The organism is uncultured Sphingomonas sp. (genome assembly GCF_964244235.1).
Lineage (GTDB): Bacteria > Pseudomonadota > Alphaproteobacteria > Sphingomonadales > Sphingomonadaceae > Sphingomonas.
On sequence record NZ_CAXTII010000028.1, the window covers coordinates 16827 to 30498 of the forward strand.

Below are 13672 nucleotides of genomic sequence, written 5' to 3' on the forward strand. Positions count from 1 at the left end.
GCTTCCGGAATATCGACGGTGTCAATTTTCTCATCCGCCATAGCCGCAAGGCAATCGAGCTGATCCTGCACCGCGGGACTGAATGCTTTCCTGCTCACAGCCAATCTCTAAGGTGTGCCGACAACCCTGTCGATAAACACGGTCATCGGTCGGCCAAAAGCGTTGGCCTCGGGCGTCCAGCAACTGAGATTGGCAGGCGTGTCGGCATATTTGCCCGCCAGCGCAACGGACACATGAGCCCGGGCATCCATCTGCGGAAGCTGGAAGTCTTGCGGATGCGCCTTTCGCCACTGCTGGCAGCTTGCCAACTCGCCGCCAGCCACGATCATCCCCCTTGCCAATCCACGGAACATCTCCAACTCGCCAGAACTGGCCTGCGCCCTATGCCGCAGCATCATCGTGCCCTCGTTCGGTGCGCTCGCGACGACCGTTGCGCCCGTCTTAAGGTCGATGAACAGTTCGCGCGGTTGGCTCATTAAGCCGCTGCTTGTGTAATAAAGATAGTCAGGTGGAAAGGGTCGAGGCAACTCGATAGTCGGCTGAATAGCCGTTTGACCGAGTATCGCCAAAAGCATCGCAACGATCTTCATGCCGCCCATTCCGTCAGCAACGTAAACGCAATCGCATAGGGCGGCGGCGCGATGAACGGCCCGTCCTTGCCCGCCAGTACGCGGCGGACATCCGCGCGCGAGACCCAGATCGCGTCCTCCAGTTCGTTGTGGTCGACCGTCAGCGCGTCGTCCGCCGCCTCGCCGATGCAGGCGATCATCAGCGATGACGGGAAAGGCCAGGGCTGGCTGGCGACATAGCGCACGCGATCGACCGCGACGCCCGCCTCCTCGCGGATCTCCCGCGCGACCGCTTCCTCGATCGATTCGCCCGGTTCCAGGAACCCGGCGAGCGCGGAGTATCGCCCCGCGGGCCAGTTCTTGCCGCGGCCCAACAGCGCGCGGCCGTCATGGTCCGCGATCATGATGACGACGGGGTCGACACGGGGGAAATGCTCCGCGCCACAATTGGGGCAGGACCGCGCCCAGCCTGCCTTGATGACCGCGGTCGCGGTGCCGCAATTGGCGCAGAAGCGGTGACGGTCGTGCCAGTCGAGGACGCTGCGCGCCGCGGCATAGGTCGACGCCTCTTCGGGGCGGAGCAGCGACAGTGCTGCGGTCATCGCGGGGCTGCGCATGGGCGTTGCCGGGCCCTTCGCACGGTCGGGCAGCCAGGCGGCGAAATGCGGCCGGTCGTCGATCAGGCCGAGCAGCACCAGCACCGCTTCCTCCGCCGCGTCCGCCAGCGTCGTCCACACCAGGCTGCCGTCGGGTGCGACCTCGGGCATCAGCCCGTCGAGCTTGAGCAACCGCGCGCGCCAGTCGCTCGCCGCCACGGCGAAGGCGTCCACGTCGTGGCGGATCGCGTCGCTGCGGTCGAGCGGACTGCCCGTGAAGCCGGGTGCGCTCACCGCCGGAACCGCGCATAGTCCCTGGACAAGGCGGCGGGGATGTCGGTGCGCGTCGGCCATTGATCCGCCGGGAAGTAATTGACCATGACGGTGCCGCGGACATGCTTCACCGGATCGACCCAGGCGATCGTCCCGGCCGCGCCGCCCCAGCCATAGGTGCCCTTCGACGCCCCGCCCGGCTTGTCCGCCAGATAGACCGACCCGCCCGCGCCGAAGCCCAGCGGCACCGGCGCGGTCGTGCCTCCCGTGCCCGGCGCGACCTGCGTGAAGGTCACGCCCGCTGGGAGCAGGTTCGACATCATGAGGTGTATCGTCGCGGAGCTGGCGATCCGCACGCCGTCGAGCGTGCCGCCGTTCTGCAGCATGTGCAGGAACCGGTCATAATCGCGCGCCGACATCACCAGCCCCGCACCGCCGTAAGGGAAGCTGGGTTTCTGCAGGAACACCGACGTCGCGGCGGGATCGACGACCGCCATCGTCTGGCCGATGAAGGTGCAATTGGTCGCGAGCCTCCCGGCTTCGCTCGCGGGTACCTGCCAGAAACTCGACCGCATCTTCAGCGGCGCGAAGATTCGGGTATCGACGAAGGCGTCGAACGGCAAGCCCGACGCGACCTCGATCACGCGGCCCATCACGTCCAGCCCGATCGAATAGCTCCACTTCGTCCCCGGATCCGCGATCAGCGGCAGCGTGGCGACGCGGTCGGCGAATTCGGCGAGCGTCTTCGGGCGGACGGCCCGCATCTTCACCTCGGCGGCGACATTTACCGATTCGGGCAGGATGCCGAGCCGCTCATATTCCTTCAGCAGCGGCCCCTTGGTGACGATGTTGTACCCAAGCCCCGCGGTGTGGGTCAGCAGGTTGCGGATCGTGATCGGTCGCGCCGCAGGGCGGCTGTCCAGGCTGTCGGGGCCGGTCAGCACGCGCATGTGCGCGAACCCCGGGATGTATTTCGACACCGGATCGTCGAGGCCGATCTTCCTCTCCTCGATCAGGATCATCGCCGCGGTCGCGGTGACCGGCTTGGTCATCGAATAGACGCGCCACAGCGTGTCGGGGCCGGCATCGGGCGCGCCGGGGGTCGTGGCGATATGGCCGGCGGTGACGAACTGCGTCGGCCCGTCGCCGACCCCGAACGCGCCGACGATGCCGGGCATCTTGCCGTCCGTGACATAGCCGTCGAACAGCGCTTGCGTCGCGGGGAGGATCGCCGTGGTCGGCATCCGCGGCACGGGAAGCGGGATGTGCGGGGTCGCGACTTGTCCCGTCAGCGCGGCGGCGGCCAGCAGCGCGGTCCCGCCTGCGCCAAACCAATGTCGTTTCTTCATCGGTCTCTCCCCATCGCGTCGGCGGCCTTGGCGAACACCGTCGGCAGACCCGCCGCCGCCAGATCGTCGACGGGCCACCATTCGCCCTCGATCGCCGCCGTCTCATGACCCGCCGCCTGCGCCACCGCAAGCCGCAGTTCGAGATCGAAATGGGTGAAGCCGTGCGTGACGTGCGCGTCCAGCATCCGCCAGTCTGCGACGGCGGGGGCACCTTCGATACCCGGCGGCGTTTCGGCCCAAGGTCCGGTAGGCAGCGCGCGCATCCCGCCGAGCAATCCCTTGGCGGCGCGCGTGACCAGCAATATCTGGTTGTCGTGCTCCAACCAGAAGATGGTGCCATGGCGCTGCGGCCTGGGCACCTTGGCGCGCTTCACCGGCAAGCGTTCGGGATCGCCCTCCGCGCGCCCGCGGCAATCCTCGGCGACCGGGCATAACAGGCAGCGCGGCTTGCGCGTCGTGCAGAGCCCCGAGCCGAGATCCATCATCGCCTGCGCGAAATCCCCGGCGCGCAGGGCCGGCGTGATCGAATCCGCTGCCGCCCGTATCGCGGGCCTCGCCGCGGGGAGCGGGGTGGCAATCGCGAACAGCCGCGCGACGACACGCTCGACATTGGCATCGACCACCACCGCGCGCTGGCCGAAGGCGATCGCCGCCACCGCCGCGGCGGTGTATGCACCGAGCCCGGGCAAGGTCGCCAGCGCCGCCTCGGTCGACGGGAAAGCGCCGTCATGATCCGCGACTACCGCGCGCGCCGCCTTCACCAGATTGCGCGCCCGGGCGTAATAGCCAAGCCCCGCCCACGCCGCCATCACCGCCGATTCGTCCGCCGCCGCCAGGCTTGCGACATCGGGCCAGCGCGCCACCCAGGCGGCGAAGCGCGGGGCGACCGCGGCCACCGTCGTCTGCTGCAACATCACCTCGGACAGCCAGACGCGGTAGGGATCGGCCGCGATCCCCGGCGGATAGCGCCACGGCAGTGCGCGGGCGTGGACGTCGTACCAGGCCAGCAGCCGGTCGGCGATCGTCGCGGCCGTCGAAGAGCGCTTGGCGTCCACGTATCGGCTATGGCATGACGGCTGCGATGAGCAAGCGCGTCCGCATCCCCTCCGGCCAGACCGAGCCCCAGCGCGCGAACCGGTCGCGCGCCGTCGCCGAATTGCTGCCGGCGATCGGCGGCGCGGCGTTCCGCAAGTTCGGCTTCGTCCAATCCTCGATCGTCAGCCGCTGGGTAGAGATCGTAGGCGAACGCTTCGCCGCGGTCAGCGCTCCCGAATCGATCCGCTTTCCGCAAGGGAAGAAACAGGACGGCGTACTGACGCTCGTGGTCGCAGGCGCGCACGCGCCGATGATGCAGCATATCGCACCCGAGCTGGTCGAACGGGTGAACCGGTTCTTCGGCTATGCCGCGGTCGCGCGCGTCGCGATCCGCCAGGGCGAGCCGCCCGCGAAGGTGGCGCGACGCAGCGCCCCCGTCGCCGCGCCGATGCCGGTCGAGATGGGCCGGAGCCTTCGCGGCATCGCCGATCCCGAGCTGAAGGCGGTGCTCGAATCGCTCGCGGCGGGGGTCGCCGCCTCCAGCGGATTGCCGAGGATCGGATGATGGGTCGATATTGCCGGTTGCTGCTGATCCTGATCGGATTCGCCGCGCTGACCGCCGCCGCGCCGGTGCGCGACTGGCGCGCGCATGTCGTGAAGCTGCCGTCGGGGGCCTATGTTGTCGGCAATCCGGCGGCGAGGGTGAAACTGGTCGAATATGCAAGCTACACCTGCCCGCACTGCGCCGCGTTCGTCGCCGAGTCCGAGCCCGTCCTGTTGCGGCAAATGGTCAGGTCGGGATCGACCAGCTGGGAATTCCGCAACCTGATCCGCGACCGGATCGACCTGTCCGCCGCGGTGCTCGCGCATTGCGCCCCGCCTGCGGGCTTCGTCGCGCTGAACGGTGCGATCTTCGCGCAGCAACCCGGCTGGCTGGACCGGGCGATGGATTTCCAGCAGGCGAACGGCGCGCGATTGCAGATGTACCCGACCTTGGCGCAGCTTCGTGCCTATGCCGACGGGGCCGGGCTGACCGCGATCGGTCGTTCGCATGGCCTGAGCGACGCGCGGATCGACGCCTGCTATGCCGATCAGGCCGAACTCGACCGGATCACCGCGATGACCGCGGCGGTGCCCGTCGGCGTCGTCGGTACGCCCGCCTTCGTGGTGAACGGCAAGCTCGTGACCGGCGCGAATTGGGCGACGTTGCAACCCGCGCTGGTCGCCACCGGCGCGAAATGATCCTTCGGAGTATATCGATGAAATGCTTGCTTGCCCTCCTGCTCCTGCCGCTTGCGCTGATGGCGTGCGGCAAGGGTGCCGATAGCGGGACCCCAAGCGCACCCGCCAGCCCGGTCGCCCCGGTCGTCGCGCCGAAGGGCCAGGACTGGCTGCAGGTCGTGTCGAAGACGCCGGAGGGTGGCTATGTCGTCGGCAATCCGGACGCGCCGATCAAGCTACTGGAATATGGCTCGCGCACCTGCCCGACCTGCGGTGCGTTCGGCCGCACGGCGATGCAGCCGCTGGAGAACATGTACGTCAAGAGCGGCAAGGTCAGTTACGAATATCGCGACTTCCTGGTCCATGGCCCGCCCGATCTGCCCGCCAGCCTGCTCGGCCGCTGCGTCGGCACCGCGACCTTCTTCGCCGTCCTGGAGGCGATGTACCAGGGTCAGGCCCCGTTCGAGGAGAAGCTGAGCGATCAGACCGCGACCGCCGCGCTCCAGCAGAAGCTGGTCAACGCGCCCGGACCGGCGATCGCCAATGGCTGGGCGGATTATATGGGCTTCGTCGATTTCATGAAGCAGCGCGGTCTGCCCGAGGCGAAGGCGCGTGCGTGCCTGAACGACCAGGCGGCGATCGACCAGCTCACCAAGATGATGGATGACGCCGGTCGCGCGCCGTACAATGTCACCGGCACGCCGAGCTTCTACATCAACGGCAAGAAGCTCGACACCGCATTGTCGTGGCCCGATGTCGAACAGGCGCTGAGGGCTTCGGGGGCCTGACGGGCGCGACGGCGCATCACCGGCTTCACGAGCGGCGTCGAACCCGGCGAGCCCTGATCGCCATCGCATGGCTGCCCTTGCAAATCGCCTGCCCGGCCCGAAATGTGGCGGGTGACTGCGGATCGATCCTTGTTGAACGGGCGTATCGTCGGCGGTGCGGGGGCGATCATCGTACAGGCGTTGCTGCTCTACGCATTGCTGTTCGGGTTGACGGTGCGGATGCCGGTGGCGATCGACCGCGACCTTGCGGTGTTCGGCCTGACCTTGCCCCCACCCCCGCCCCCGGTCGAAAAGCCGCATGTCGAACCGCAGAAGAGCCACCGCAAGGAAGGTGCCGCCTCGCCCGCGAACCTGCGATCGAAGGCGACCGACATCGTCGCGCCGAAACCGCAGGTGCAACCGATCCAGCCGCCGCCGATCGTCATCGCGCCGATCGCAGGTATCGGGCTGCAAGCCTCGACCGGGGCGGCACCGGTGCCCGGCCCCGGTACCGGCGCGGGCGGGACCGGGGCCGGCACGGGCAGCGGCCGTTCGGGCAATGGCGACGGCGACGGCGATTTCTCCGAACCGGTGCAGACCAAGGGGCGGCTCGGCTATTCGGACGTCCGGCGCGACGAGGACGGGCCGGAAACGCTGACCGTCGGCGTCCGCTTCGCGGTCGAGATCGACGGCCATGTCGACGCTTGCGTCGTCACCGACAGCAGCGGCGACCGGGGCGTCGATGACACGACCTGTCGCCTGATCGAGCAGCGCTTCCGCTTCAAGCCGTCGCGCGACCCGGGCGGACGGCCCGTGCGGTCCTTCGTCGAGGATACCGAAAGCTTCATCCACCGCCTGCAATCCGATCGCGACCCCCGCTAACCCACAGCAATTGTCGATGCCCCCGCCAGAACGTATATGGAACGTGATGGCGCAGCTCGACACCAGGCAGAAGCTCGCGATCCTGGCGGACGCGGCGAAATACGACGCATCCTGCGCATCGTCGGGCACAGCCAGGCGCAATTCGCGCGACGGCAAGGGGCTGGGGTCGACCGAAGGCATGGGCATCTGCCATGCCTATGCGCCCGATGGCCGTTGCATCAGCCTGTTGAAGATCCTGCTGACGAACAGCTGCATCTTCGACTGCCATTACTGCATCAATCGCAAGAGCTCGAACGTCCGCCGCGCGCGCTTCACCGCGAAGGAAGTCGTCGACCTGACGATCGCCTTCTACAAGCGCAATTATATCGAGGGCTTGTTCCTCTCTTCGGGCATCATCGGGTCGTCCAACTATACGATGGAGCAGATGGTCGAGGTCGCGCGGTCGCTGCGCGAGGATCATCTGTTCCGCGGCTATATCCATTTGAAGACGATCCCCGATGCCGACCCCGAACTCGTCCACCGCGCGGGCCTGTTCGCGGACCGGTTGTCGATCAACGTCGAACTGCCGACCGTGGGCGGGCTGAAGCGGCTCGCGCCCGAAAAGGACGGCGCGCGGATCGAAACCGCGATGGCGGAGGTCAAGGCGTCGATCGCCGACGGCCGCGATGCGAAGGCGAAGTACAAATCCGCGCCGCGCTTCGCCCCCGCCGGGCAATCGACGCAGATGATCGTCGGTGCGGATGCCGCGACCGACGGCGACATCGTGACCAGGGCATCGACGCTCTACGACCGGTTCGGCTTGCGCCGCGTCTATTACTCCGCGTTCAGCCCGATCCCCGATGCCAGCGCGGTCCTGCCGTTGCAACGCCCGCCGCTGATGCGCGAACACCGGCTGTACCAATCCGACTGGCTGATGCGCTTCTACGAATACCGCCCCGACGAGGTCGTGGCTGCGGCAGACGATGCGACGGGGATGCTGCCGCTCGACATCGATCCCAAGCTCGCCTGGGCGTTGAAGTTCCGCGCATCCTTCCCGGTTGACGTCAACCGCGCACCGCGTGAGTTGCTGCTCCGCGTGCCCGGGCTCGGGGTGAAGGCGGTCGCGTCGATCCTGGCGAGCCGACGCTGGCGGCGGCTGTCGCTGGCGGACGTGGGACGGCTGACGGTTTCGGTCGCGAAGGTACGGCCGTTCCTGATCGCCGAGGATTGGCGTCCGGTCGCGCTGTCGGACAAGGCGGAACTCCGCCCGGTGGTGAAGGTGAAGACGGAGCAGATGGAGCTGTTCGGGTGAACGCGCAAAGCACGCTCCGTCACCCCGATTTAATCCGGGGTCAATCGTGCCGCAAAATCGCCAGAGCATGGATTTGCGGCACGATGGATGCCGGGACAAGTCCGGCATGACGAAGTAATTGGAGTATGCAGACCGTAACCCTTTCCGAACCCGACGATTTCGACGGCTGGCGCGATGCGGCGCGGGGTTTGGTGGCGAGCGGCGTCGCGCCGGAGGACGTCATCTGGCAAATCGGCGATACCCCCGCCGATCTGTTCGCCGTACCCCTCGATGTCCCCCCTGCCCCGCCCAGTGCGAAGCTGGCCGTCCCGCGCGCGTTCATCGATCTCGCGCGAAGCGTCGTCCTGTCGGCCGATCCCGAACGCTTCTCGCTGCTCTACACCTCGCTCGACCGGTTGCAGCGCGAGCCGAAGCTGGTCGAGGATCATGCCGACCCGCTGGTCCGCCGGCTGGAGGGCCTTGCCAAGGCAGTCCGCCGCGACATCCACAAGATGCGTGCGTTCCTGCGGTTCCGCGAGGTCGAGGAGGACGGCACCCCCCGCTTCGTCGCCTGGTTCGAACCCGAACATCACATCGTCCGAACGAACGCCGCGTTCTTCCTCAACCGCTTCGCGAGCATGCGCTGGTCGATCCTGACGCCTGCGCTGTCGCTGCACTGGGACGGCACGATCCTGACCGAAGGTCCTGGTGCAAGCAAGGCGGAGGCACCGGAGGGCGATCCGGTCGAGGAGGTCTGGAAGACCTATTACGCCAGCGTCTTCAACCCGGCGCGGCTGAAAAAGAGCGCGATGCTGAAGGAGATGCCGCGCAGATATTGGAAGAACATGCCCGAAACCATGCTGGTGTCCGGGCTGATCGCAGGGGCGCAGGCCCGGGAGAGCGGGATGATCGAGACGGCGCGTGCGAGCATCGGCGGCAACAGCCAGATCGCCTGGGAAGCCCTGCGCGACGAGGCGGCGGGGTGCACGCGCTGCCCGCTCTACAAGCCGGCGACCCGGACGGTGTTCGGGCAGGGTCCGGTCGACGCCGCGATGATGTTCGTCGGGGAACAGCCGGGCGACCAGGAGGACCTGGCCGGCATGCCGTTCGTCGGCCCCGCCGGCCAGCTGTTCGACCGGGCCCTGGCGCAGGCCGGCATCGATCGATCGCGCACCTACGTCACCAACGCGGTCAAGCATTTCAAGTTCGAACCCCGCGGCAAGCGCCGCATCCACGCGAAGCCCGACGGCGGCGAAATCGAGGCGTGCCGCTGGTGGATCGAACAGGAAACCGCGCTGATCCGGCCGAAGATGACGGTGGCGCTTGGGGCGACCGCGGCACGATCGCTATTCGGCCGCGTGGTGACGATCGGCCGCGAGCGGGGACGGGTGCTGACGCTGGCAAACGGCGGCGCGGCATGGATCACCGTACACCCCAGCTATCTGCTGCGCCTGCCGGACAAGGCGCTGGCGGAAGAGGAATATGGCCGGTTCGTGGAGGACCTGAAGGCGGCCTATGCTGCGGTTGGGTAGGTCTCGCCAAGCCTTCACAGCTCCCGCGGGTCCGGCCCCAGCCGGCCACCCGCGTCGTCCATCGCGTCGATCGCCGCAATGTCTTCGTCGCTCAGCATGACGTCCTGCGCCGCGAAATTGTCCGTCAGATGCTCGGCGCCCGACGCCTTGGGGATCACCGACAGCCCCTTTGCCAGATGCCAGGCGATCACGATCTGCGCCGCCGATCGGCCGTGCGCCTGCGCAATCGCGACCATCCGTTCGTCCTTCAACCCGCCACCCTGGCCGAGCGGGCTCCAGCTTTGCGTGACGATGCCGTGATCGCGGTCATAGGCCTGGACGTCGCGCTGCTGGAAGGCGGGGTGAAGCTCGATCTGGTTGACCGCCGGCGTCACCCCCGTCGCTTCGATGATCGCATCCAGATGCTCCGGCAGGAAATTGCAGACCCCGATCGAGATCGCCTTCCCCGCCTCGCGCGCATCGATCAGCGCGCGCCATGCCTCAATGAACTTGCCCTCCCGCGGCACCGGCCAGTGTATGAGATACAGGTCGACGCTGTCGCGCCCTAGCAGCGCCAGGCTTTCGTCCAGCGCCTTCGCCACCTCGCCCGCGTCATGCCGGCCGGGCGCGAGCTTGGTCGTTATCCAGGCGTCGGTACCCTTCGCGCCATCGCCCACGCCAAGTTCGTTCTGGTAGAAGGCGGCGGTATCGACGAGGCGGAAGCCGGTATCGATCCCCTTGCGGACGATGGCGGCGGTCTGCCCCTCCGGCACCTGATAGACGCCGAGCCCCAATCGGGGCATCGCGCGTCCGTCGTTCAGCGTTAGATCGGTCATGCCGGGCCAACCACCGACGATCGCCCGCGGTTCCGGTTGACCCGATCGCCCTCATCGCGCAACCGGCGCTGATGGTCGAACATATCCTGGCGGCGCTCGCCGCATTCATCATCGGCGTCATCGCGTCGGGCGGCTATCCCGGGCTCGCACTGCTGATGGCGATCGAAAGCGCGTGCGTGCCGTTGCCGTCCGAGATCATCATGCCGTTCGCCGGCTATCTGGTCACAACCGGAAGGTTCGACCTGTATCTCGCCGCGACCGCTGGCGCGATGGGTTGCAATCTCGGGTCGGTCGTCGCCTATGAGATCGGCAAGCGCGGTGGGCGTCCGGCGGCGGAGCGCTGGGGCCGGTATCTGCTGATCGGTCCGGGCGAACTCGACGCGGCGGACCGGTTCTTCGAACGGTTCGGTGCGCCGGCGGTCCTGATCGGCCGGTTGCTGCCGCTGATCCGATCGTTCATCGCCTTTCCGGCCGGGGTCGCGCGGATGCGACTGCTGCCGTTCCACGCCTATACGTTCGTCGGCTCGTGGCCATGGTGTTTCGGGCTCGCCTGGGTCGGCATGAAGCTGGGCGCCCGCTGGGACAGCGACCCGCGAATCAAGGCGGCGTTTCACCGCGCCGATCTGGGGATCGCGGCCATTCTGGTGCTGCTGGTCGCGATCTTCGTCTGGCACCGGATGCGAGGGTTGAAGCGCACCGAGCGGTAAGCGCTCCGTCGCGGGGGGTCTTACCTGCCCTCCGCCTGCGCCGCCTTGCGTTCGGCGTTGGCGGCGCGGGCTTCGGCGAACTGGCTGGTCATACAGCCCGACGCCCCGCCCGCGCCGTTGACCGAGCAGCTGCCCGTGCCGTTTGCACCGGGGCCGCCGGTGGCGAGCAATGCCTTCTGCTTGACCGCCCAGGCGGAATTCTCCGGGGTGACCTGGAAGTTGCGCAGTTCCTTCGGCACGCGGAACTGTTCCTCCGCACCGCGGCGTTCGCACACCACGATCTCGTCGCCCGAAGTGTCCGTCGGGCAGCGTTCGTTGCCGTAAAGGACGAGGACACCGTTGACCGGCGCGCGCTTCGCCACTTCGCCCGGACCTTGCGCAGGCTTGATCGAAATCACGCCCGGCAGGGCGGCCTGTTGTGCGACGGCGGGCGATGCCGCGGTGGCGAAAGCGATGACAAACAAAGCCAGGATACGCATCGTCAAATCCTTTTCGCGGCGGCGATCGCCAATCTGCAGCCGAGCCGGATCGCAGCGCTCAGCACCGGATAGCCCGGCGCGTTCTCCGCCCCCGCCGCCAGCGCATGGTCGCGGTGTTCGACTTCTTCGGCCTGGAAATCGATGATCGCGGCGGACAGTTCGGGGTCGTCGGTGCCGAGTTCGACCAGTTGCCCGGCATAATGCTTGTCGATCTCGGTCTCGACCGCGGCGGTACACGCCATCGCCGCGTCGGGCCCGATCGCCGCGGTGACCGCACCGAGCGCGAAGCCGGCGATCGTCCAGAAGGGCTGGAGGATCGTCGGCCGCACGCCGCGCTGCACGATCATCCGGTCGAAGAACGCGCGGTGCCGCGCCTCCTGGCTCGCCATGTGATGGATCGCACGCGCTGCGGGGTGCCGGTCGCCGAGCACGGCCAATTGCCCGGCATAGATGCGGGTCGCGCCATATTCGCCGGCCTGATCGACGCGGATCATCGCATCGGACGCGGGGCGCCGGTCGCCGGGACGCCGGCCGCTCATGCGCGTCGTCGTCCAAGCAACACCGCGATCGCCGCAGCGCCGCCAAGCGACAGGACCGCATTGAACCCGGCGAGCGAGATGCCGTGGAAGGTCCATTGCGGCTCGTCGCAGCGGATCATCGGCGCGTTCATGATCGCCGCCAGCCGCTGCGCAGCGCCGCCGCCGCCGCCCGACAGGTCCGCGGTGGTGGTGCAGGCGGTATGACCCGCCCACCAATGATATTCGGTACCGGCATGATAGACGCCGATCCCGCCGCTGACCGCGATCAGCACCGCTGCCAGCGCGACCATCGGAACCACCGACCGCGGCGGAACGACGAACGCCAGGATCGCGACGGTCACCGCGGCATAATGCGGCCAGCGTTGCCAATGGCACAGCTCGCACGGGTAGAGATGGCCGATCAGCTGCGATCCCCACGCCCCCGCCAGCAAGGCGGCGGGCAGCAGCAGCGCGATCCACCGCGCGGTGACGATATTGCGGCCCGGCGTCACGGCGTCGCGGCCTTGATCGGCGGCTTCGTCGCGGCGGCGACCTGGGTCGGCCCGCCCAGCCGCGCGATCGTCTTCAGCGCGTAGTAGAGCTGGAAATCGTCGATCCCGCGCTTCTTCAGGTCCGCCGCGGTGCCAACGAAGCGCGGATCGTCCTTGGTATCCTCCTCAAGCACCTTGTTGTCCGCCTTCACCTCGTTGATCAGGTGGCGGCGCAGATCGGCTTCGCGGAACGCGGGGCGGGTCTTGAAATCGGCGTCGCTCAGCTGTGGCACCGCGATGTCGGGAGCGATCCCGCCCTCCTGCACCGATCGGCCCGACGGCGTGTAATAGCGCGCTGTGGTGAGGCGAAGCGCGGTCTGCGGGCCGAGCTGGATCAGGCTCTGCACCGATCCCTTGCCGAACGACCGCTCGCCCATGATCAGCGCGCGGTGATGGTCCTGCAGCGCACCGGCGACGATCTCCGACGCGGACGCGGTGCCTGCGTCGGTCAGCACGACGACGGGCAGGCCGTGCGCGTCGTCGCCGGGCTTGGCGTAATAGCGCTCGATATCCGACTTCTCACGGCCGCGCTGCGACACGATCTCGCCGTGATCGAGGAAGGCGTCGCTGACCTCGATCGCCTGGCTCAGCAGCCCGCCGCCATTCTCGCGCAGATCGACGATATAGCCGAGCGGCCGGTGGCCAAGCGACTTGTCGATCCCCATGATCGCCGCGCGCGTGTCCGCGCCGGTATGTTCCGAGAATGTATTGATGTCGATGTATCCGACATCGCCCTTGACCTGCCACTTCACCGGATGCTGCACGATCACCTCGCGCAGCATCGTCACGTCGAGCGGCTTGTCGCGGCCCGGGCGGACGAGGCCGAGCGTGATCTTGGTACCCGGCTTGCCGCGCATCTTCCCGATCGACTCGTCCAGCGTGTCGCCGAAGATCAGCGTGCCGTCGATATGCGTGATGTAATCGCCCGACTTGATCCCCGCCTTCGACGCGGGCGTCCCCTCCTGCGCCGCCACGACCTTGATCGCTCCGTCCTCCATCTGCACGGTCAGGCCGAGACCGCCGTAATTGCCTTCGGTCATGATCTGGAGGTTCTGGTAATCGAGCGCGTCTTCGTAGGACGAATGCGGATCGAGCGCCGCCAGCATTC

The 13672-nt window shown here is 67.7% G+C and carries 16 protein-coding genes; 7 read left to right on the forward strand and 9 right to left on the reverse strand.

The window, feature by feature from the left end:
- Positions 1–107: 107 nt before the first annotated feature.
- Genes ACFE7D_RS06865 through ACFE7D_RS06880 form a run of 4 tightly spaced genes read right to left on the reverse strand, consistent with a single transcriptional unit; the run spans position 108 to position 3842 of the window.
- The gene (locus tag ACFE7D_RS06865) at positions 108–590 is read right to left on the reverse strand and encodes a hypothetical protein (protein WP_375394680.1); all 483 of its coding nucleotides are present in this window, start codon (positions 588–590) and stop codon (positions 108–110) included.
- On the reverse strand, positions 587–1459 hold the full coding sequence (gene nudC, locus ACFE7D_RS06870; protein WP_375394681.1) for an NAD(+) diphosphatase: 873 nt from the start codon (positions 1457–1459) through the stop codon (positions 587–589). The genes ACFE7D_RS06865 and nudC overlap by 4 nt, the downstream gene beginning before the upstream one ends.
- Complete coding sequence (locus ACFE7D_RS06875; protein ID WP_375394682.1) at positions 1456–2787, reverse strand: serine hydrolase domain-containing protein; 1332 nt, start codon at positions 2785–2787, stop codon at positions 1456–1458. The genes nudC and ACFE7D_RS06875 overlap by 4 nt, the downstream gene beginning before the upstream one ends.
- The gene (locus ACFE7D_RS06880; protein ID WP_375394683.1) at positions 2784–3842 is read right to left on the reverse strand and encodes an A/G-specific adenine glycosylase; all 1059 of its coding nucleotides are present in this window, start codon (positions 3840–3842) and stop codon (positions 2784–2786) included. The genes ACFE7D_RS06875 and ACFE7D_RS06880 overlap by 4 nt, the downstream gene beginning before the upstream one ends.
- A 26-nt stretch (positions 3843–3868) precedes the next feature.
- On the opposite strand from ACFE7D_RS06880, the gene ACFE7D_RS06885 reads away from it, so the two are divergent.
- The 6 genes from ACFE7D_RS06885 (at position 3869) to ACFE7D_RS06910 (ending at position 9494) form a co-directional block, all read left to right on the forward strand.
- Positions 3869–4387 (forward strand): DUF721 domain-containing protein, encoded by a 519-nt coding sequence (locus ACFE7D_RS06885; RefSeq protein WP_375394684.1) that lies wholly within the window; start codon positions 3869–3871, stop codon positions 4385–4387.
- Positions 4384–5064, forward strand: a complete 681-nt coding sequence (locus ACFE7D_RS06890) for a thioredoxin domain-containing protein (protein WP_375394685.1) — start codon at positions 4384–4386, stop codon at positions 5062–5064. The genes ACFE7D_RS06885 and ACFE7D_RS06890 overlap by 4 nt, the downstream gene beginning before the upstream one ends.
- 17 nt (positions 5065–5081) lie before the next feature.
- Complete coding sequence (locus ACFE7D_RS06895) at positions 5082–5831, forward strand: thioredoxin domain-containing protein (protein WP_375394686.1); 750 nt, start codon at positions 5082–5084, stop codon at positions 5829–5831.
- 132 nt (positions 5832–5963) lie between these two features.
- Positions 5964–6692 (forward strand): energy transducer TonB, encoded by a 729-nt coding sequence (locus tag ACFE7D_RS06900; protein ID WP_375394687.1) that lies wholly within the window; start codon positions 5964–5966, stop codon positions 6690–6692.
- Between the two features lie 46 nt (positions 6693–6738).
- Positions 6739–7983, forward strand: a complete 1245-nt coding sequence (locus tag ACFE7D_RS06905; RefSeq protein ID WP_375394698.1) for a putative DNA modification/repair radical SAM protein — start codon at positions 6739–6741, stop codon at positions 7981–7983.
- A gap of 125 nt (positions 7984–8108) precedes the next feature.
- Entirely contained in the window at positions 8109–9494 is a 1386-nt protein-coding gene (locus tag ACFE7D_RS06910) for a UdgX family uracil-DNA binding protein (RefSeq protein ID WP_375394688.1), read from the forward strand.
- Positions 9495–9508: 14 nt separating this feature from the next.
- Here the strand turns inward: ACFE7D_RS06910 and ACFE7D_RS06915 are convergent, their stop codons facing one another.
- Complete coding sequence (locus tag ACFE7D_RS06915) at positions 9509–10309, reverse strand: aldo/keto reductase (RefSeq protein WP_375394689.1); 801 nt, start codon at positions 10307–10309, stop codon at positions 9509–9511.
- Between the two features lie 71 nt (positions 10310–10380).
- Between ACFE7D_RS06915 and ACFE7D_RS06920 the strand changes: the two genes are divergently transcribed.
- Positions 10381–11016 (forward strand): DedA family protein, encoded by a 636-nt coding sequence (locus ACFE7D_RS06920; protein ID WP_375394690.1) that lies wholly within the window; start codon positions 10381–10383, stop codon positions 11014–11016.
- A gap of 20 nt (positions 11017–11036) precedes the next feature.
- On the opposite strand, the gene ACFE7D_RS06925 is transcribed toward ACFE7D_RS06920, so the two are convergent.
- The 4 genes from ACFE7D_RS06925 to ACFE7D_RS06940 are packed head-to-tail and all read right to left on the reverse strand — an operon-like array spanning position 11037 to position 13670.
- Positions 11037–11495, reverse strand: a complete 459-nt coding sequence (locus ACFE7D_RS06925) for a hypothetical protein (RefSeq protein ID WP_375394691.1) — start codon at positions 11493–11495, stop codon at positions 11037–11039.
- A 2-nt stretch (positions 11496–11497) separates the two neighbouring features.
- Positions 11498–12034 (reverse strand): demethoxyubiquinone hydroxylase family protein, encoded by a 537-nt coding sequence (locus ACFE7D_RS06930; RefSeq protein ID WP_375394692.1) that lies wholly within the window; start codon positions 12032–12034, stop codon positions 11498–11500.
- Positions 12031–12525 (reverse strand): disulfide bond formation protein B, encoded by a 495-nt coding sequence (locus tag ACFE7D_RS06935; RefSeq protein ID WP_375394693.1) that lies wholly within the window; start codon positions 12523–12525, stop codon positions 12031–12033. Before ACFE7D_RS06935 ends, ACFE7D_RS06930 begins: the two co-directional genes overlap by 4 nt.
- Positions 12522–13670 (reverse strand): S41 family peptidase, encoded by a 1149-nt coding sequence (locus tag ACFE7D_RS06940; RefSeq protein WP_375394694.1) that lies wholly within the window; start codon positions 13668–13670, stop codon positions 12522–12524. Before ACFE7D_RS06940 ends, ACFE7D_RS06935 begins: the two co-directional genes overlap by 4 nt.
- Positions 13671–13672 lie beyond the last annotated feature (2 nt).

Coding starts and splice junctions, on each gene's coding strand:
- ACFE7D_RS06865 (WP_375394680.1), bottom strand. CDS start 590: ATGAAGATCGTTGCGATGCTTTTGGCGATACTCGGTCAAACGGCTATT.
- ACFE7D_RS06875 (WP_375394682.1), bottom strand. CDS start 2,787: ATGAAGAAACGACATTGGTTTGGCGCAGGCGGGACCGCGCTGCTGGCC.
- ACFE7D_RS06885 (WP_375394684.1), top strand. CDS start 3,869: ATGAGCAAGCGCGTCCGCATCCCCTCCGGCCAGACCGAGCCCCAGCGC.
- ACFE7D_RS06890 (WP_375394685.1), top strand. CDS start 4,384: ATGATGGGTCGATATTGCCGGTTGCTGCTGATCCTGATCGGATTCGCC.
- ACFE7D_RS06895 (WP_375394686.1), top strand. CDS start 5,082: ATGAAATGCTTGCTTGCCCTCCTGCTCCTGCCGCTTGCGCTGATGGCG.
- ACFE7D_RS06905 (WP_375394698.1), top strand. CDS start 6,739: ATGGCGCAGCTCGACACCAGGCAGAAGCTCGCGATCCTGGCGGACGCG.
- ACFE7D_RS06910 (WP_375394688.1), top strand. CDS start 8,109: ATGCAGACCGTAACCCTTTCCGAACCCGACGATTTCGACGGCTGGCGC.
- ACFE7D_RS06915 (WP_375394689.1), bottom strand. CDS start 10,309: ATGACCGATCTAACGCTGAACGACGGACGCGCGATGCCCCGATTGGGG.
- ACFE7D_RS06920 (WP_375394690.1), top strand. CDS start 10,381: ATGGTCGAACATATCCTGGCGGCGCTCGCCGCATTCATCATCGGCGTC.
- ACFE7D_RS06925 (WP_375394691.1), bottom strand. CDS start 11,495: ATGCGTATCCTGGCTTTGTTTGTCATCGCTTTCGCCACCGCGGCATCG.
- ACFE7D_RS06930 (WP_375394692.1), bottom strand. CDS start 12,034: ATGAGCGGCCGGCGTCCCGGCGACCGGCGCCCCGCGTCCGATGCGATG.
- ACFE7D_RS06940 (WP_375394694.1), bottom strand. CDS start 13,670: ATGCTGGCGGCGCTCGATCCGCATTCGTCCTACGAAGACGCGCTCGAT.